13 protein-coding genes, 1 tRNA gene and 1 pseudogene are annotated in these 18,694 nt (G+C 59.0%); 10 read left to right on the forward strand and 5 right to left on the reverse strand.

Translation table 11 applies throughout. From position 1 onward, the window contains the following. Positions 1–149, forward strand: a pseudogene (gene tuf, locus C6W91_RS18070) (elongation factor Tu); the annotation flags it as partial. A gap of 107 nt (positions 150–256) precedes the next feature. Here the strand turns inward: tuf and C6W91_RS18075 are convergent. Continuing rightward, positions 257–961, reverse strand: a complete 705-nt coding sequence (locus tag C6W91_RS18075; protein WP_065271498.1) for a lysophospholipid acyltransferase family protein — start codon at positions 959–961, stop codon at positions 257–259. A 184-nt stretch (positions 962–1,145) separates the two neighbouring features. Between C6W91_RS18075 and C6W91_RS18080 the strand changes: the two genes are divergently transcribed. After that, positions 1,146–1,221, forward strand: a tRNA-Trp gene (locus tag C6W91_RS18080). Positions 1,222–1,424: 203 nt separating this feature from the next. Here the strand turns inward: C6W91_RS18080 and C6W91_RS18085 are convergent. The 4 genes from C6W91_RS18085 to C6W91_RS18100 form a co-directional block, all read right to left on the reverse strand. Continuing rightward, positions 1,425–4,088, reverse strand: a complete 2,664-nt coding sequence (locus C6W91_RS18085) for a methyl-accepting chemotaxis protein (protein ID WP_370571265.1) — start codon at positions 4,086–4,088, stop codon at positions 1,425–1,427. Positions 4,089–4,180: 92 nt separating this feature from the next. After that, entirely contained in the window at positions 4,181–5,341 is a 1,161-nt protein-coding gene (locus C6W91_RS18090; RefSeq protein WP_065271496.1) for an ABC transporter substrate-binding protein, read from the reverse strand. 647 nt (positions 5,342–5,988) lie between these two features. After that, on the reverse strand, positions 5,989–6,348 hold the full coding sequence (locus C6W91_RS18095) for a CopD family protein (RefSeq protein WP_274840300.1): 360 nt from the start codon (positions 6,346–6,348) through the stop codon (positions 5,989–5,991). Between the two features lie 886 nt (positions 6,349–7,234). Then, positions 7,235–9,424, reverse strand: coding sequence for a glycosyltransferase family 41 protein (locus C6W91_RS18100; protein WP_065271494.1), 2,190 nt, complete (start codon positions 9,422–9,424; stop codon positions 7,235–7,237). 264 nt (positions 9,425–9,688) lie between these two features. Between C6W91_RS18100 and secE the strand changes: the two genes are divergently transcribed. The 8 genes from secE (at position 9,689) to rpoB (ending at position 18,660) form a co-directional block, all read left to right on the forward strand. Next, the gene (gene secE, locus C6W91_RS18105) at positions 9,689–9,886 is read left to right on the forward strand and encodes a preprotein translocase subunit SecE (protein WP_065271493.1); all 198 of its coding nucleotides are present in this window, start codon (positions 9,689–9,691) and stop codon (positions 9,884–9,886) included. 234 nt (positions 9,887–10,120) lie between these two features. Continuing rightward, positions 10,121–10,654, forward strand: coding sequence for a transcription termination/antitermination protein NusG (gene nusG, locus C6W91_RS18110; protein WP_065271492.1), 534 nt, complete (start codon positions 10,121–10,123; stop codon positions 10,652–10,654). A gap of 133 nt (positions 10,655–10,787) precedes the next feature. After that, positions 10,788–11,213, forward strand: a complete 426-nt coding sequence (gene rplK / locus C6W91_RS18115) for a 50S ribosomal protein L11 (protein ID WP_065271491.1) — start codon at positions 10,788–10,790, stop codon at positions 11,211–11,213. A gap of 1 nt (position 11,214) precedes the next feature. Further along, positions 11,215–11,913 carry a 50S ribosomal protein L1 gene (gene rplA / locus C6W91_RS18120; RefSeq protein ID WP_065271490.1) on the forward strand — a complete coding sequence of 233 codons (699 nt, stop codon included), beginning with the start codon at positions 11,215–11,217 and terminating at the stop codon, positions 11,911–11,913. Between the two features lie 83 nt (positions 11,914–11,996). Continuing rightward, positions 11,997–12,965: a glycosyltransferase family 2 protein gene (locus tag C6W91_RS18125; protein ID WP_065271489.1), complete on the forward strand. Its 969-nt coding sequence runs from the start codon at positions 11,997–11,999 to the stop codon at positions 12,963–12,965. A 301-nt stretch (positions 12,966–13,266) separates the two neighbouring features. Beyond that, positions 13,267–13,785: a 50S ribosomal protein L10 gene (gene rplJ / locus C6W91_RS18130; protein ID WP_065271488.1), complete on the forward strand. Its 519-nt coding sequence runs from the start codon at positions 13,267–13,269 to the stop codon at positions 13,783–13,785. A gap of 81 nt (positions 13,786–13,866) precedes the next feature. Beyond that, positions 13,867–14,241: a 50S ribosomal protein L7/L12 gene (rplL, locus tag C6W91_RS18135; protein ID WP_065271487.1), complete on the forward strand. Its 375-nt coding sequence runs from the start codon at positions 13,867–13,869 to the stop codon at positions 14,239–14,241. Between the two features lie 282 nt (positions 14,242–14,523). Beyond that, complete coding sequence (gene rpoB, locus C6W91_RS18140; protein ID WP_065271486.1) at positions 14,524–18,660, forward strand: DNA-directed RNA polymerase subunit beta; 4,137 nt, start codon at positions 14,524–14,526, stop codon at positions 18,658–18,660. The last annotated feature ends 34 nt before the right edge of the window (positions 18,661–18,694 follow it).

An 18,694-nucleotide genomic window follows, 5' to 3' on the forward strand; every position in this document is an offset into this window, starting at 1 on the left:
AAGGCACCGAGATGGTGATGCCGGGCGACAACCTGAAGTTCGAAGTTGAACTGATCGCCCCGATCGCTATGGAAGACGGTCTGCGTTTCGCCATCCGCGAAGGCGGCCGCACCGTCGGCGCTGGCGTTGTTTCCAAAATCATCGAGTAATCAGGTCTCCTGATTGCTGATGGAAAGGGCCTCCTTCGGGAGGCCCTTTTTCTATGTGCATGAAACTGAAACGGGCGAGGGTCGCCTGAGCGATGAAACAGCTGGAGTCAGGCGGACTTGATCGGATCAGGCGCACGTCCGGCGGCCTGGTCTGCCTTGTCGGTGATCTGGTCCAGCGACGTCTCAAGGCTTTGCCTTAGAGCCTCTGCTTCGTCGTCTGTCGGTTTCTTAGGAACGGTTTCCTGCCATTCCTGACAGATCAGTACACCGCGGGAAAACGGCAGCGGCAGCATCTGCTTGTCCCAGGTGGGCAGCTTCAGGACCTTCTTTTCCGCAAAGGCCACGGTGAAGACCCGGCAGCCGGTCATGCGGGCCCAGGTGATCGGCACGCCCGAGGAAATCCTGGCAGGGCCGCGCGGCCCGTCGGCCGCGATCCCGATGGAACAGCCTTCCTTGGTGCGGCGCAGCACCTCCCGCGACAGGGCAACGTGGCGCTTGTGGCTGGACATCGGGATTGTCTCGAAACCAAGCCGCACCAGGATTTGCCCGGCCAGCCGTCCGGCCCGCGCCGCCGAGGTCAGGGCGCAGATGCGCCCCAGAGAGGTGTCGAACAGGTAGGGCGCCATGATCAGCCGTTGATGCCACAGAACAAATATGACCGGCTCTCCGCGTTTGACGCAGGCGTCCATCTCCTCGAAGCCGCTGCGTTGCCAGCGCGAGGTGCGATAAGCGAATCGGACGTAGGCGGCGAACAGCCCCTCAATGGTGCGGTTGAAGCGCGGGCTGTCTGCGATGCGTTTTCTCAGGCTCACGGCAGGGTCCTTTTGGCTCTGTCATAAAGCAGCGGATGGCCCGCTGCCACCCCACAGGGCAGGACAAGGCCTGTATGCAGGCGTGACAGCAAAGGGAGAGGAAGAGGAGAGGGACTTTCCCCGCATTTCCGGCCATTTCCCTCTTGCCTCCTGCGCGGTGGTGGCTTAGGAACTGCCGCACCGTAGGGGTATAGCTCAGTTGGTAGAGCGACGGTCTCCAAAACCGTAGGTCGCGGGTTCGAACCCTGCTGCCCCTGCCATTCAAATCTCTCAAAAAATTCTGGGCATGACGAAGAGTGGACGCTTGGTCGCTCGTTTGAGAATTTTGCTCTTAGGGGCGTTTCCCATCGGTGTGGTTTCAGCCACCTACGCTTCTCCCCTCGGTTCTTACTCATAAGGGATTTCTTCCCGCGAAATGGAAACAGCCCCGGAGGGATCCGGGGCTGCTCGGGAGAAGCGTGTCTCAGGCGGACTGGGCCATGGGCCATTCGTCCGGAGGAACCTCTCGGAGTTCCAGGATATCACCGGCCACATGCGCTGAAGAAGACACCGTGAACCCGCCCATCAGCGTTGCCAGTTTTTCGGCATCGCTGCTGAGCAAGTGGCCCGCTGCGTTGGTTTGTTCGACCATGGCCGCGTTCTGCTGGGTGACCTGATCCAGTTGGGACACCGCGATGTTGGCTTCGGACAGTCCGGTCGCCTGTTCGCTGGTGCCGTCCGCAATATTGCCAACGAGGCTGGAGATATACGAGACCCGGTCGACAATGCTCCTGAGAGCTTGCCCGGCCTGGTCAACCAGTTTGACCCCAAGCCCGACCTGTTCGGTGCTTTTGGTAATCAAAACCTTGATCTCATGGGCCGCATCGGCGGTCCGCTGGGACAGGCTGCGGACCTCAGATGCAACCACTGCGAAGCCCTTGCCGGCATCACCCGCGCGTGCAGCTTCGACCCCCGCGTTCAGCGCCAGCAGGTTGGTTTGGAAGGCGATATCGTCGATCACGCCGATGATCTGGGCAATCTGGTCAGAGCTATCCGCGATATCTTTCATCGCCTTGACTGTGTTTTCCACGACTTCACCGCTGTCGGTTGCCTCTCTCCGGGCATCCTGCGTTGTCGTGGCTGCATCCCGTGCGCCATCGGCGGCAGAGCGGACGCTGGCCGTTAATTCCTCAAGCGCGGCTGCGGTTTCTTCCAGGGTTGCAGCCTGGCTTTCCGTACGGTGCGAGAGATCGTCCGAGGCCTGGCTGATTTCGCTGGACCCATTGCGGATCGATTCCGCTACGGCGACCACATCCACCACCGTTAGGTTGAGCGTCTCGGCGGTTCTGTTGAAATCTTCCTTAAGCTGGGCATAGCCATCGGTCAGTTCCTCTTCGATCCGATAGGTCAGATCACCACGCGACAGATTCGCAAGCCCGGTGCCCACCGCGTTCACGGCTGCGGTCTGTTGGGCCTGGTTCGCCGCGCGCTCTTCCGCTGCAACGCGTTCGATTTCCTCTTTCTCGACCAATCCATCCCGGAACACTTTCAGCGCCCCGGCGATGCGGGCGATTTCGTCGCTGGCGCGGTCGAAACCCGTAACCGGGCTCATATCGCCCTGCGACAGCCGTTCGGTTGTCAGGCTGATCCGGTTGAGGGGACGCACGATCAACAGGTGATTGAGCACGAGCACGCAGGACACGAAGGCCGCGCCCATCCAGGCGAGAGTCACCAGGTTGCTTTTCACCTCAGTCGAATCCTCGGCGATATTGACCGCCCGATCCGTGATCGCGTCTTGGCTGGCGCGGCCCCTCAGCGAGGCGAGACCGGCAATTTCCAGCACCGCCTTGGCAGTGTCATCTGCCGCCTGAACCGCAGTGCCATCGGCAAGCAGTGACTGAATGCGGAAATGGGCGAGGCCAGTGTCGGGCGCGGCCATCGCGGCAAGACCGTCCAGCCCAGCAGCAAGGATGCCGTCGCCGAAGTCCCGGTATCCGGCCAGAGCCGTGGCGGCTCCGGACAACGCCTTCTGGCTGGCCTTCGCCTGCTCGACGGTGGCAGAGGTCGCGATCTTCAGGGCTTCGATCTGGAAGGCGCCCAGTTTGGCGTTGATTTCCAGCAGCGTGTTCATGAAGGCGACCTCGTTGTCCAGAAGGCTCTGGATGGTGTCGCGGTTGTTGGTGCTGGCATCCTCGGCGGCGATGGTCAGCTCAAAGACCATGTCATCCACAGCAGAGGCTAGGGCGACGTCAGCGGACTGGCGCGCTTCTAGCACTGCGTCGCGCTCGACCTGCCGAAAGGTGCCTGCGGCAGCGATTGCTGTGTTCAGCGTACTCAGGACGCTATCGAGCTCTTCCACGACGGAGAGGCCATTTTCCGATCCCTTGAGAACCTCTATCGATCCGGTGAGCCGGTCGTTCGAGGACACCGCGATATCCCGGATGATCGACACCATGGCGCTGTCCCGGGTCGTGGTTAGGGCCAGGGCTGCGCCGGACATCAGGTTGATTTCGGCACGAATTTCCAACAGGGACTGAAGCGTGGCAAACTTGTTCTCGACCAGGTCGAACATGGTCTCTTCGATCGAGGAGATCGTGTCTTCGCCATTGATCGAGATATCGAAATAGGCATTGTCTGCCGTCTCAAGCAAAACCACCTGCAGCTCGGCGGCGATGTTTTGCAATTCCTTGGTCATAGTGGCAAAGCGTTCGGAGTATTCAAAAACATTCTCGCGGGCCTCAATGGAAGTCAGCAGGGTGCCTTCGACCTGGCTGCGGGCGGTCTCGAGTTCTTCCTGGGCCTCTGGCGGCAGGGCTGTGATCGAGGTCTGCAGGCCGCTCAGAGATGTCTCGACCTCGGAGGCCGCCGACGAAAGGGCAGCGATGTTTTGCGCGATCATCACACCGATCATGGCGTCTTTGGTTTTGGACGCGGCCGCAATCAGCCCGTTGCTTTGCGCCAGCGTCGGCAAATCGTCGGAGGTCATTTCCGCGACGCTGGCCGAAACACGGTCGAACGACTGATAGATAAGATATCCTGCGCCCCCGGTCACGACTGTGAAGGTCAGCAGGATGAACGTGATTTTGCCCCGAATACTCGACAGCACGTTCAGACGGCGTAAGAGGGTGGATCCCAGTTCCCGGATCATGATGACACCTTTGCGATGAAACTTTGGTCTGCGCCTGCCCGCGTATCGGGCAGGCGCCTATCTTGCGCGGTCAGAGGTCGCGCGTTTGGAGATCAGGATCCGCCGCCCGGAACGACAGGTGCAAAACCACCATCCGCGGTGATCCGGGTCAGAAAGACGTCATCCATGCCCTGGTTGTCGTTGGCGCCAAAGACCATCTTGGCGCCGCCAAGGTCCACCGTGGACAGGCCAGACAGCGCCGCCAGGAAGCTTTCGCGGGTCAGGTCCTTGCCCGCATCCTCCAGCGCCTTGATGGCGAGACGACCGACGATGTAACCTTCGAGCGATACGAAGCCCGGCTTGGCTGCGGCGTCATAGGCTTTCAAGGCTTCGGTGTATTGTGCCACGACCGGAATGGAGCTGTCCCACGGGAAGGGGACGACCTGGCTGATGATGACGCCTTCGCCTTCATCGCCCAGCTCCTGTGCCAGGGCTTCGGATCCCACAAAGGAGATGTTCACGAAGGTCGCGTCGAGCTTCAGTTTGCGCGAGAGCTTGATGAATTCCGCCACGGGTTTGTAAGCGCCAACCATGACGACCGCGTCCGGCTTTGCCTTGCGGATGGTAAGCAGGGCCTTTTTGACGGCGGTGGTGTTGCGCGTATAGGTGCCTTCCGCAGCAAGCGTCATGCCACGCTTTTCAAGGGCGGCGGTCACGCCCGCGAGGCCAACCCGGCCAAATCCATCGTCCTGATAGAGCAGTGCGATGGATTTCATTCCCTGCTGGTCGACGAGGTATTCAATCCATGCTTCGGTTTCGGTGGCATAGGTCGCGCGCACGTTGAAGATGTTGCCGTGGCTTGCATCGCGCAGGAAGCCGGCGCCGGTGAAAGGACCAATAAATGGTACATTTGCCGCGGTCGCGATCGGTTGGGTCGCAGAAGCCGTCGGGGTGCCGACAGCGCCGATCAGCCCGATGTGGTCGTTTGCATCCACTACCGATTTGACCAGCGCCGCGGAGCGATCGGGTTCATAGCCGTCATCCATACTGTCCAGTGTCAGGGTCCGGCCATGCACGCCTCCTGCGGCGTTTGCCTCTTCGAACGCAGCGCTAATCCCCAGGCGCATACCTTGGCCAAGAGCGGCCGCCGGACCTTCAAAGGCCGCGACCTGGGCAAAAGAGACATTGTTCGCGGTTACCCCCTGATCTGCCTGCGCAATAAATGGAAAGGCTGCAAAAGTGGCGGCTGCAAGCATTGTTTTTCTGAGTGACATTTGGGAACTCCGTTATTTCTGGTGAGGGTTCTCGGTAATTAATGCGCTCGGGACTCTTAATGCTTTCGCAAAGGCGTGAAGTTTGAGGTGAGAAAATTATATTACAATTTTAATCATCTTTGAGGCGGGAGTTCGTGCGGATATCCCGTTTAAAGTGTGCTGCGAGTGTTTTTTAAGGCGCTGAATTTAAGGAAAAAAAGTCTAATAGGGTTCTTTGGTGTCGTGGGGCGAACTAGTGTTTGTTTCCCAGTAGATCAGAGTGCGATTGATTTTGGGCTCACCGTATTCGATCGCCTGTCTGATCTATTCGGCAAAGCCTTCTGTTCGTGTAAAGCAAAAAGTGTTTCGCGGGCGAGCAGGTAACTTTCCACTTTTATTTAGGTCTTTGAGTACACCTACTGGCCGTTTCTAAATCTTTTCCGAACCAAGTGGGGGCAAATAGGGTAGGCTCAATAACGTGGATTCACAATTTCGTGTAATGTTTTTTTGAAGGCCGATTCCTACATACAGATTTTGGATCACGTTTTTGAGAGCCCCTACATCGCGAGGCGAAACATCGGGGGCTTTCGATAGGTTTCAGCACAAAAGAGATCCTGTACGGGGCTGAGGTTGCGGGGCAACAGAATCAGTTGCTTCCCTGCATGACCTTATCCCGGCAGGCTGAGGCTATTGGTCAGATAGGCTGATGCAGTCAGAATGAGGAGGATCACAAAAGCCTCTACGATGCTTGAGCAGGGCAGATGGTGCACCGCGTTGCGATCGCCGCGCTGCATGGCCGGAATGAAATGCAATTTGTTTGCTGCTGCGGGGGGCGAACGACCTGCGACCAGGGCCTGCTTGCAAACAAGCGCCAAGCCATAGGGGGTGGAGAAAAGGGCGGCCAGACCTCCCAGCAGGAGCCAGGCCATGATGTGGCCAGCCAGGATCAGGCCGGGCACAACGAGCCTCGCAGTCTGCCCGAACCGGTGGCTAAGCTGTGCTGAGGTTTCGAAAGATCCGGAGACCACGTCGGGTGCCACAGCGGCGCAAGAATGCCGACCCAGAATGCGGCGCGGGTCAGTTGCAGGACCAACAGCGGACGCAACCAGATCTACCCAATCTCCGGCACATGGCCAATTTGGGCCAGGGACCACAAGGTCATTGTGCCGCCGCCCAGTTAAACCCAGGGCTCAATGCGGGGTATGAGGGCACCTGCTAGCAGGGGGCGATGCCGCCAGAGATCCGGTAGATCAGTGCATTACCCACAGGCGTCTGCCACAACAACCGGACCATTTCCGGGTCGGTCATTCCGGCATGTCACCCGTCAGGGCTACTCCACACAGGGAAAAGCAAGAAAGCGCGCCCATAAGGCCAAGGCAGGCCAGCAGGGCGGTTTGGCGCGTTTTTAAAACGTGGTCAGGCGTTCGACGGGCGCTCCGGATTGTTGGGGGAGTGATGGGGTTTTCTATGGGAGGGGCTGTCAGGCCTCATCCCATTTTGATCGTTTCGAGCGTCGCGCCGTGGTCGTAGGACGGTAGTACAACGGCATGACAGGAGAACGGGAAGCGTGGATCAAGCGCGGTGTCTCCTGAGGCCGGTTCCTAAGTCGTTGGGAGTGTGGATGGCTGAGGCATGGTCTGCCTCAGCGGGGTGGGTGGCAGATGGTGTGTGCCCGTAGCAATGCCTGCCCGGACAGCTCGCCATGTGCGTATGCATAGTGCCCTTCTACTCAGCAGTAAGACCGCAACTTGCAGTGCTGAAAGCATGGACATGCGGACACATGAGAATTCGTTGCGGCTGCGCGCAACATCGCAGGTGCTGGGCCGAAGCGCAGCGTGGATCGGCAGCACTACAAAGGCCGCAGTGGATAACCTCTGCGGCCTATTGAAACTCTAGCAGGTTCCGGATGGCTTATCAGGCCGCTGCACTGGCCCGCGCTTCGCTCGACAAGGTTTTGTGTTGCCGGTGGCTTGGGATGTCGACATGTGCCGGGGGCAGTCCCTGCAAGTGACGGTCAAAGATCATGTTGAAACCTTGCTCCAGATCACGGGCAAAGCTGTCCGTGTCAAAGAGAGGCGATTTCCGACGTTTGCTCATCAGCTTGCCGCGCAGCGCGACCAGGGCTTCCGTATCATTGGCCAGGGTCAGAGCTTTTTCTTCGTACTCGGCTTCGTCCTTGGCGATGAGCTCCGGCAATCCGACTGCATTGACCAAGCTGGCTCCGACGCGGGCGGCGAATTGGCGTCCGGGCATAGTCAGCACCGGCAACCCAGCCCATAGCGCATCGCTCGCGGTGGTGTGGGCGTTGACGGCAAATGTGTCGAGGAACAGGTCTGCGGCGCGATGTCGGGCCAAGTGTTCGGCGTGCGGCATGCGGGGGGCAAAGATCAACCGGTCCGGATCGACCCCGCGTGCCTGTGCTTCGCGGCGCAGGTTTTGCTTCGAGGTTTCCCCACTGTCCAGTAGCCACAGGACGCTGCCCTCTGACTGATTTAGCAGCCGCATCCAGATCTCGAATTCCCGGGGTGTGATTTTGTAGCTGTTGTTGAAACAGCAGAAGACGGTGCCAGTGTCAGGAAGTCCGCACTCACGCCGGGTGTACTGTTTGCCGGAAATCTCGCGATCCTGATCGTTCACCTGATAGCTGTTCGGCATCCGGATCAGATGCTCTTCGAAGAAACGCTCGCTGCCGGGGGGGCAGGTAATTGCATCACCAATGAAGTAGTCAAATGCGGTGGTCCCCATGGTGCCGGGATAGCCAAGATAGGACACATGAAGCGGTGCGAGGCGGTTGCCGAACAGCTCGGTTCGGGTGTCTCCGGTGAAGCCTTTCAGGTCAACTGCAATATCCAGTCCATCTGACTGGACAATATCCAGGAGTTGGCTGTCCGGTAGGCCCGCGACATTGCGGAATTGCGCAACATTACGGGCCACGCGCTCCTGTTCACTGTCGGCAGGGGCGGCGCCATAGGAATAGACGCTGATATGGAACTGGGTGCTGTCATGACGTGAGAACAAGCCGCCCATGAGGTGCATGGTCGCGTGACTGTGAAAATCGGAGGAGAAATAGCCAATACGCAGCTTTTGGGGGCGTTGTGCAACTCGCGCCGGTGTCGCTGCAGGCCGACTACCAAACCGCTCGTTAGCATAGGCCTGGGTGCGCAGGCGCAACAAATCCGGGTTGTCCTCAAGGGTCATCATAATGAAGGGTGTGCAAGAGGTTCCCTGCAATCCTAGATGACGCCGATGTTCGTTGTATTCAGTGACCCAGTTCCAGTCGTTCAGTTGTGCCATCATGTGCAGTTTCTGGACGCGGGCACGGTCGTTCCCGGGGTTTGTTTGCAACACGGCCTCGAAATTGCGGATGGCCTCATGCTGATTGCCCGCAGCCAATTCCATTTGACCCAGATTGAAGCGTGCTTCGGTCAAATCGGGGTTCAGCGTGGCGGCTTTTTCGAACAGGGTCTTGGCCTTGGCCAGATCCCCGAGGCGGCGCAGAGTGTTGGCGTGGTTGTAGATCAGGCTCGGATTATTCGGGGCCAGTGAGGAAGCACGTTCAAGCAGTTGCGCGGCTTCACCTTGCTGCCCCTGGCCTGCCAGCAGATTGGCCAGATTGTTCAAGGCGACAATGTGATCGGAATCGAGCGACAGGGCTTTTTTGTAGAGGGCAATCGCATCACTCGTGCGGCCCATTCTCGCGCAGACGTCGCCCATTGCCGAATAGGTGCCCGGCGCACGCGGATTCAGCTCGCACGCCTTGTTGAGGCAGGTAGCGGCTTCATCCAGATTGCCGGAGTGGAGGTGGCATTGACCCAGTGTATCCCAAAGAAAGTGAGACTTGCGGTAAGTATTCAGGAGGGTCGCACAGACAGAGGCCGTTTGTGGGTAGTGACCTGCTGCGAAACTGGCCGACAGTTTTTCTTTTGCGTCGGTCGGGAGTTCCTGTTCATGCTGCATCCGCTGCTGCAGGGCTTCCAGAGCCTTGCGTGCCCGCGCATTTTTGGGAAACCGGTTCAGAATATCGGTGTAGACGAGCGCTGCGTCATCCAGCTTTGCGTCGCGTTCAAGGCGCTGAGCCTCGTTCATAGAAGTTGCGATGGTCATGGCATCCTGTCTCAATTGCACGCTATGGTCAGCCTCTGCACCTTCTGGTGGCTTACGGGGCGTTGGTCCCGACCATGAAGGAAGAGCATTAATATCGGATTGATCTTGTTCGCGACCGCAGCAGGTAAAAGAGACGCAGCCGATTTGGTCCGTTTTGATTCCTGCTTGCGGCGTTGACTGAAGGCGTTGCGTGCTTCCGGGCTTGAATTCAGCGCTCGCAACGGCTAAATCCCGGCGAACCTGCTAGCAGAGAGACCAAGCCACATGGCCACCACAAATCCCGTTCAGTTCATCCAGCAAGTTCGCGCTGAAGTTGGCAAAGTCGTATGGCCGACCCGCCGCGAAGTGCTGCTGACCACCGTGATGGTCTTTGTCATGGCGGCTTTGACGGCTGTGTTCTTTGCTCTGGTCGACCTGCTGATCCGCACCGGTCTGACCGGCATCCTGGGCATGTTCGGCTGACAGCCGCAGGGTGATTCCGGAGCAGGGGTTTCCTTGCATGGAAATACCTCCCTACCTCTTGATCTTGATCCCTTTGGACGGTAGGTGAGCCAGTAACTCTGGCATGGGCGTGCGGCGAATCGTGTTGCGCGCCGATTTTTGTTAGGGCACAGCCAAAGGGTCAGTCCCGAGGCTGATAGCGAATTTAAGTGAAGGCGGCGCAGCGCGCCCGGCAAAACAAGGACGATCAGGCTCATGGCGAAACGGTGGTATTCGGTCAGCGTTCTTTCGAACTTCGAAAAGAAAATCGCAGAGCAGATCCGCGCCTCGGTTGCCGAAAATGGTCTTGAGGACGAAATCGACGAAGTTCTGGTCCCCACAGAAGAGGTGATCGAGGTTCGTCGAGGCAAGAAAGTCTCGACCGAGCGCCGTTTCATGCCGGGCTATGTGCTGGTGCACATGGAAATGTCCGATCAGGGCTATCACCTGATCAACTCGATCAACCGCGTGACCGGTTTCCTTGGTCCGCAGGGTCGTCCGATGCCCATGCGCGACGCCGAGGTGAACGGTATCCTGAACCGCGTTCAGGAAGGCGAAGAAGCACCGCGTACCCTGATCTCCTTTGAGATCGGTGAGCGGGTCAAGGTCAACGACGGCCCGTTCGAGGATTTCGACGGCACTGTCGAAGGGGTCGACGACGAGCATCAGAAGCTCAAGGTCACCGTATCGATCTTTGGCCGGGAAACCCCGGTCGAACTGGATTTCACACAGGTCACCAAACAGGCCTGATGTGATTTTGGCGCGCCGTTTGTGCGGTGCGCGTACATCGTGGGAGGCGAGGGGGCCGCGGCACCCGGACCAGACCACACAACAGTAAGGCCCGAAGGACGCGTCCCGAGGGTGTTGGAAAAGGAGAAACCAGATGGCCAAGAAGCTTGCTGGTACAATGAAACTGCAGGTTCCTGCAGGTCAAGCGAACCCCTCCCCGCCGGTTGGTCCGGCTCTGGGTCAGCGCGGCATCAACATCATGGAATTCTGCAAGGCGTTCAACGCCAAGACCGCAGACATGGAGCCCGGCGCGCCGTGCCCGACCGTGATCACCTACTATCAGGACAAGTCCTTCACCATGGACATCAAGACGCCGCCCGCGTCTTACTACCTGAAGAAGGCTGCCAAGGTGAAATCCGGTGCCAAGACCCCGAGCCGTGAAACCGTTGGTACGGTGACCGCTGCTCAGGTGAAGGAAATCGCCGAAGCGAAAATGAAAGATCTGAGCGCCAACGATATCGAAGCGGCGATGCAGATCATCCTGGGCTCCGCCCGCTCCATGGGCATCGAGGTGAAGTAAGATGGCAAAGCTCGGTAAACGTACCCGCGCAGCGCGCGAAGCCTTCGCTGGCAAAGAGAACCTGACCATCGAAGAAGCTGTTGCCCTGGTGAAGGCCAACGCCACTTCGAAATTCGACGAAACCATCGAGATCGCCGTGAACCTGGGTGTCGACACCCGTCACGCCGACCAGATGGTTCGTGGTGTGATCGGCCTGCCCAACGGCACCGGCAAATCCATGCGCGTTGCTGTTTTTGCACGTGGCGCCAAGGCGGACGAAGCCAAGGAAGCTGGTGCGGACATCGTTGGCGCCGAAGACCTGATGGAAACCATCCAGGGCGGCACCATCGAATTTGATCGCTGCATCGCAACCCCGGACATGATGCCTGTCGTCGGCCGTCTGGGTAAGATCCTCGGCCCGCGCAACCTGATGCCGAACCCCAAGGTTGGCACCGTGACCATGGACGTGAAAGCGGCCGTGGAAGCAGCCAAAGGCGGTGAAGTTCAGTTCAAGGCGGAAAAAGGCGGCGTTGTGCACGCAGGTGTCGGCAAAGCCTCCTTCGACGAAGCCAAGCTGGCCGAAAACGTCCGCGCCTTTGTTTCGGCTGTTGCCAAGGCAAAGCCGTCGGGTGCCAAGGGCGCTTACATGAAGAAGATCGCGCTGTCTTCGACCATGGGCCCGGGCGTCACCGTCGACGTGGAAAAAGCTGTCAGCGAATAAGCTGGCATGATAAATGTCGAAGGGCGGTGCCGCTGGCGCCGCCCTTTTTTTGTTTGGTGGGCCGTTTCGTAGAGGAGCAGCGGATGGCAGAGGGGAGCAATGCCTGGCATCTGATCGCGGTGGTCAATGAGCCGCTGGAGGAGACTTTGCGTTTTGCCAGCTGGTATCTTGACCTTGGCGCGCGCAGTCTGATCCTGCTGTTCGACAATCCCGATGATCCGGCCATCCCTGTACTTTCCCCACATCCAGCCATCACCTGCATTCCCTGCACAACCGGGTTCTGGCGCAGCATCGGCATTGCCGCGCGCGCCCGGTTTCCCAAGCGACAGATCCGGGCGCTGACCTGGGCCTATCGCCAGATCGCCTCTGGGTGGGTGCTGTCCGTCGATGCGGATGAGTTTCTATTCGCGAACGGCGGGGCTGGTGATATCCGCGCAGCGCTGGCCGGGCAGGGGTCAGAGACACAGGCGCTACGGATTGAAACCGCCGAAGTGGTGCCGACGCTTGAACGGTCTGAGAAAACCGTGTTCCGCACCCCGATGCCACGAGCGGTCCGGCGTGATGTCTATGGAGAGGATGTGCCGCTGTTTGGGCCGCGCCGGATGGGGCTTGTCGGCCACCCGCAGGGGAAATCCTTTATCCGGGCTGGGCTGCAGGGTATCTATCTGCGCCAGCATTGGGCGCATGACGCCGAGGGTCAGCGCTTGCCTGAAGTCGTATTGGGGGCCGCTAGCGGGCTTTACCTGCTGCATTACCTGGCCCCGGAGTATGAGGGCTGGCGCCGCAAGATGGCCTGGCGTCTGGCGTCCAGCGGCTTCACCAAATACGTCGGAGATTGCATCCGGGAAATTGAGGCAGCAGGGCACGCCGAGGCGGCGCGAGAGGCTGCGCTTTTGGCCCTTTACAACCGGTTGCACCGGGTCCGTCCCGAAGTGCTGGCGCGCATGCGGGCCCATGGTGTATGTTTAGAAGCAGAGGTGGATACGGCCGCGCCGCTGGCGCGAATGCTGGATCTCTCCGTGCTGACCCTGCCAGGGCGATCGGCGGCCTGAGTGCGAACTGCTCTGTGGGTCAAATTTCCGCTTGGAAATCACGTCTCAACGCTTTAACTACGGCCTTGAGGTAAAGCGTGCGATTCGTCGTGCGCTTTATTTCATTTCGTCCAAGATGGTGGGTGGCCTCTCGATCGGGCCTTAATTTCCCTCCTGAGACGGGAAAGACCAATAGATCGAGGGTTTCTATACCCTCGGGCGACTTTGGCTAACCCCGTATTGCGGACTTGAACGCCGGGCCATCTGGTTCGGCACATCAAAGAGCCGGGGAGCGTAAGCCCCCCAAAACCTGGAGAGAACTGTGGATAGAGCCCAGAAAGAGAAATTGGTCGAGGAACTCGGCCAGATCTTCGAAAGCTCTGGCGTGGTGGTCGTAGCCCACTACACCGGTCTGACAGTTGCCGAGATGCAGGACCTTCGCGCACGTGCTCGTGACGCGGGCGGTGCCGTGCGTGTTGCCAAAAACAGGCTCGCCAAAATCGCCCTCGAGGGTAAGCCGTGTGAAAGCATGTCTGACCTGCTGACAGGGATGACCGTACTGACCTATTCCGAGGACCCCGTGGCAGCAGCCAAGGTGGCCGAGGACTTCGCCAAGGATAACAAGAAGTTTGAGATCCTCGGCGGCGCAATGGGTGAGAACGCTCTGGACCGTGCCGGTGTCGAAGCCGTGTCGAAAATGCCGTCCCGCGAGGAGCTTATTGCTACCATCGCAGGCATGCTTGGCGCACCCGCTTCCAACATCGCTGGCGCAGTTGGCGCACCTGCAAGCAACATCGCAAGCATCCTTTCGACCATCGAAGAGAAGGCGGAAGCTGCGTAAGCGGTTGGCACTGAATGACCGGCGTGGAGCAAATGTTCATACGCTGGAAACACATACTTACAAACGGAAAGAGCTGATAAAATGGCTGATCTGAAGAAACTGGCAGAAGAGATCGTTGGTCTGACCCTGCTTGAAGCACAAGAACTGAAAACCATCCTCAAAGACGAGTATGGCATCGAGCCCGCAGCTGGCGGCGCTGTGATGGTTGCAGCTGGTGGCGACGCCGGTGGCGCAGCTGAAGAAGAGAAAACCGAATTCGACGTCGTTCTGAAGAACGCCGGCGCTTCGAAAATCAACGTGATCAAAGAAGTTCGCGCGATCACCGGCCTGGGCCTGAAAGAAGCCAAGGAACTGGTTGAAGCCGGCGGCAAGATCAAAGAAGGCATCGACAAAGCCGAAGCCGAAGACATCAAAGGCAAGCTGGAAGCAGCTGGCGCCGAAGTCGAAGTGGCCTAAGCCACCTTTGGCGGGACATAAGGGCAGCGGTTTCCCTGCGAAATCTTGCTCTGCGCTCCCTTAGAATTTGGCTGGATCCGGGGAAACCCGGGTCCAGCCGAACCTGTCTCAGAAAGGGACCTTTTGATTGGGTCTCTTTCTTAGGCGCGGTTCACAGGATCGGGAGGCAGCCATTCGGGACGGCGGCCATGAATTGATCCGAACGCTCTATCTCGTATGGGCAAGATGCCGAAGCCCGGCGGCATCCTTGTCCGGTGAGAAATTCGAAAGGTGACATCTGACATGGCTCAAACGTTCCTTGGCCAGAAACGTCTTCGCAAATATTATGGCAAGATCCGCGAAGTGCTGGATATGCCGAACCTCATTGAGGTTCAAAAATCTTCCTACGATCTTTTCCTTCGCTCGGGTGACGCCGAAGCACCGCTGGACGGCGAAGGTATCAACGGTGTTTTTCAATCTGTCTTCCCGATCAAGGATTTCAATGAAAACTCCGTTCTCGAGTTCGTGAAATACGCGCTGGAAAAACCGAAATACGACGTCGAAGAGTGCATGCAACGCGACATGACCTACTCGGCGCCGCTGAAGGTCACCCTGCGTCTGATCGTGTTCGATGTCGACGAAGACACCGGCGCCCGTTCGGTCAAGGACATCAAAGAGCAAGACGTCTTCATGGGCGATATGCCCCTGATGACGCCGAACGGTACCTTTGTCGTCAACGGCACCGAGCGTGTGATCGTCAGCCAGATGCACCGTTCGCCGGGTGTGTTCTTTGACCACGACAAGGGCAAGACGCACTCGTCGGGTAAACTGCTGTTCGCCTGCCGCATCATCCCGTATCGCGGCTCCTGGCTCGATTTCGAATTCGACGCCAAAGATATCGTCTTTGCCCGGATCGACCGTCGCCGCAAGCTGCCTGTGACCACCCTGCTGTACGCTCTGGGGCTGGACCAGGAAGGCATCATGGATGCCTATTACGATACCGTCACCTTCAAGCTGGACAAAAGCCGCGGCTGGGTCACGCCGTTCTTCCCCGAGCGCGTCCGTGGTACCCGTCCGACCTATGACCTGGTCGACGCTGCAACCGGCGAAATCATCTGCGAAGCGGGCAAGAAAGTCACACCGCGCGCCGTGAAGAAGATGATCGACGAGGGTTCGATCACCGAACTTCTGGTGCCCTTCGAGCAGATCGTCGGCAAATTCGTTGCCAAGGATCTGATCAACGAAGAAAACGGCGCCATCTATGTGGAAGCCGGTGACGAGCTGACGCTGGAATACGACAAGGACGGCGAGATCATCGGCGGCACCGTCAAGGAACTGTTGGACGCGGGCGTCACCGAGATTCCGGTTCTGGACATCGATAACGTCAACGTCGGCCCCTACATGCGCAACACCATGGCGATGGATAAGAACATGGGCCGCGACACCGCGCTCATGGATATCTATCGCGTGATGCGTCCGGGCGAGCCGCCCACCGTCGAAGCGGCTTCGGCTCTGTTCGACACCCTGTTCTTTGACTCCGAGCGTTACGATCTCTCCGCGGTTGGCCGTGTGAAGATGAACATGCGCCTGGCACTGGACGCCGAAGACACCCAGCGGACCCTGCGCAAGGAAGACATCGTCTCCTGCATCAAGGCTCTGGTGGAGCTGCGCGACGGCAAGGGCGACATCGACGACATCGACCACCTTGGCAACCGTCGTGTCCGTTCCGTTGGCGAACTGATGGAAAACCAGTACCGCGTCGGCCTGCTGCGCATGGAGCGCGCGATCAAGGAACGTATGTCCTCGGTCGAGATCGACACGGTAATGCCGCAGGATCTGATCAACGCGAAACCGGCGGCTGCGGCTGTTCGCGAATTCTTCGGCTCCTCGCAGCTGTCGCAGTTCATGGACCAGACCAACCCACTGTCGGAAGTCACCCACAAACGCCGCCTCTCGGCGCTTGGCCCGGGCGGTCTGACCCGCGAGCGCGCAGGCTTTGAGGTTCGCGACGTTCACCCGACCCACTATGGCCGGATGTGCCCGATTGAAACGCCGGAAGGCCCGAACATCGGTCTGATCAACTCGCTGGCGACCTTTGCCCGCGTGAACAAGTATGGCTTCATCGAAACACCTTACCGCGTCGTCAAGGACGCCAAGGTCACCGACGAAGTGCACTACATGTCCGCGACCGAGGAAATGCGTCACACCGTGGCGCAGGCCAACGCGACCCTGGATGATGAAGGCAAGTTCCAGAACGATCTGGTTTCGACCCGTCAGTCCGGCGACTACACGCTGGCGCCGCGCGAAAACGTTGACCTGATCGACGTTTCGCCCAAGCAGCTGGTCTCGGTTGCGGCCTCGTTGATCCCGTTCCTTGAAAACGACGACGCCAACCGCGCTCTGATGGGCTCGAACATGCAACGTCAGGCGGTTCCGCTGCTGCGCGCCGAGGCGCCGCTGGTCGGTACCGGTATCGAGGAAATCGTGGCCCGCGACTCGGGCGCTGCGATCATGGCGAAACGTGGCGGTATCATCGACCAGATCGATGCCCAGCGTATCGTGATCCGCGCCACTTCCGATCTGGAGCTGGGCGATGCGGGCGTTGACATCTACCGTATGCGCAAGTTCCAGCGTTCCAACCAGAACACCTGCATCAACCAGCGTCCTCTGGTGAAAGTGGGTCAGGAAGTGCGCAAGGGCGAAGTTATCGCCGATGGTCCGTCGACCGATATGGGCGAACTGGCCCTCGGTAAAAACGTCGTCGTCGCCTTCATGCCCTGGAACGGCTACAACTACGAAGACTCCATCCTGATCTCCGAGCGTATCGCACGTGACGACGTCTTCACCTCGATCCACATCGAGGAATTCGAAGTCGCCGCCCGTGACACCAAGCTGGGTCCGGAAGAGATCACCCGCGACATCCCGAACGTCGGTGAAGAAGCGCTGCGCAACCTCGACGAGGCTGGCATCGTTTACATCGGTGCGGATGTTGAGCCGGGCGACATTCTGGTCGGTAAGATCACGCCGAAGGGCGAAAGCCCGATGACGCCGGAAGAAAAGCTTCTGCGCGCCATCTTCGGTGAGAAAGCCTCGGACGTCCGCGATACCTCGCTGCGTGTGAAGCCGGGTGACTACGGTACCGTGGTCGAAGTCCGCGTCTTCAACCGTCACGGTGTCGAAAAAGACGAACGTGCGCTGCAGATCGAGCGTGAGGAAGTCGAACGTCTCGCCCGTGACCGCGACGACGAGATGGCGATCCTGGATCGCAACATCTATGCCCGTCTGAAGGACATGCTGGTTGGCAAAACCGCTGTCAAAGGCCCGAAAGGCATCAAGGCAGGCTCGGAAATCACCGAGGATCTGCTGGCCTCCCTCAGCCGCGGTCAGTGGTGGATGCTCGCCCTTGAGGACGAGAAAGACGCCCAGATCGTCGAGGCCCTGAACGAGCAGTACGAAGTGCAAAAGCGCGCTCTGGATGCCCGTTTCGAAGACAAGGTCGAGAAGGTCCGCCGCGGCGACGACCTGCCGCCGGGTGTGATGAAGATGGTCAAGGTCTTCATCGCTGTGAAGCGTAAGCTGCAGCCGGGCGACAAGATGGCCGGCCGTCACGGCAACAAAGGTGTGATTTCGAAAGTGGTTCCGATGGAGGACATGCCGTTCCTCGCGGATGGTACCCCGGTCGATTTCTGTCTGAACCCGCTGGGTGTTCCGTCGCGTATGAACGTCGGTCAGATCCTTGAAACCCACATGGGTTGGGCCGCACGCGGTCTCGGCATCAAGGTGGACGAGGCGCTGCAGGAATACCGTCGTTCCGGCGATCTGACTCCGGTGCGCGATGCGATGCATCACGCATATGGTCAGGACGTCTATGACGAAGGCATTGCGGATATGTCCGAAGCCGACCTGATCGACGCGGCCAACAATGTTGCCCGTGGTGTGCCGATCGCGACGCCGGTCTTCGACGGTGCCAAAGAGGATGACGTCAATGACGCGCTGGTCCGCGCGGGCTTTGACAAATCCGGTCAGTCGATCCTGTTTGACGGCCGCACCGGTGAGCAGTTTGCCCGCCCGGTCACCGTCGGCATCAAGTATCTGCTGAAACTGCACCACCTGGTCGACGACAAGATCCACGCGCGTTCGACCGGTCCGTACTCGCTCGTCACGCAGCAGCCGCTGGGTGGTAAGGCGCAGTTCGGTGGTCAGCGCTTCGGGGAGATGGAGGTCTGGGCTCTGGAAGCTTACGGCGCCGCCTACACCCTGCAGGAGATGCTCACCGTGAAATCGGATGACGTCGCAGGCCGGACCAAGGTCTATGAAAGCATCGTCAAGGGCGAAGACAACTTCGAGGCGGGCGTACCGGAATCGTTCAACGTTCTGGTCAAAGAAGTCCGTGGTCTCGGCCTGAATATGGAACTCCTGGATGCGGAGGTTGAGGAGTAAGGGCGCTTGCCCTTCTCCCGTCCCCCCTTCCGCA

It is taken from the genome of Phaeobacter sp. SYSU ZJ3003 (assembly GCF_041300735.1).
GTDB classification, from domain to species: Bacteria; Pseudomonadota; Alphaproteobacteria; order Rhodobacterales; family Rhodobacteraceae; genus Phycobacter; species Phycobacter gallaeciensis_A.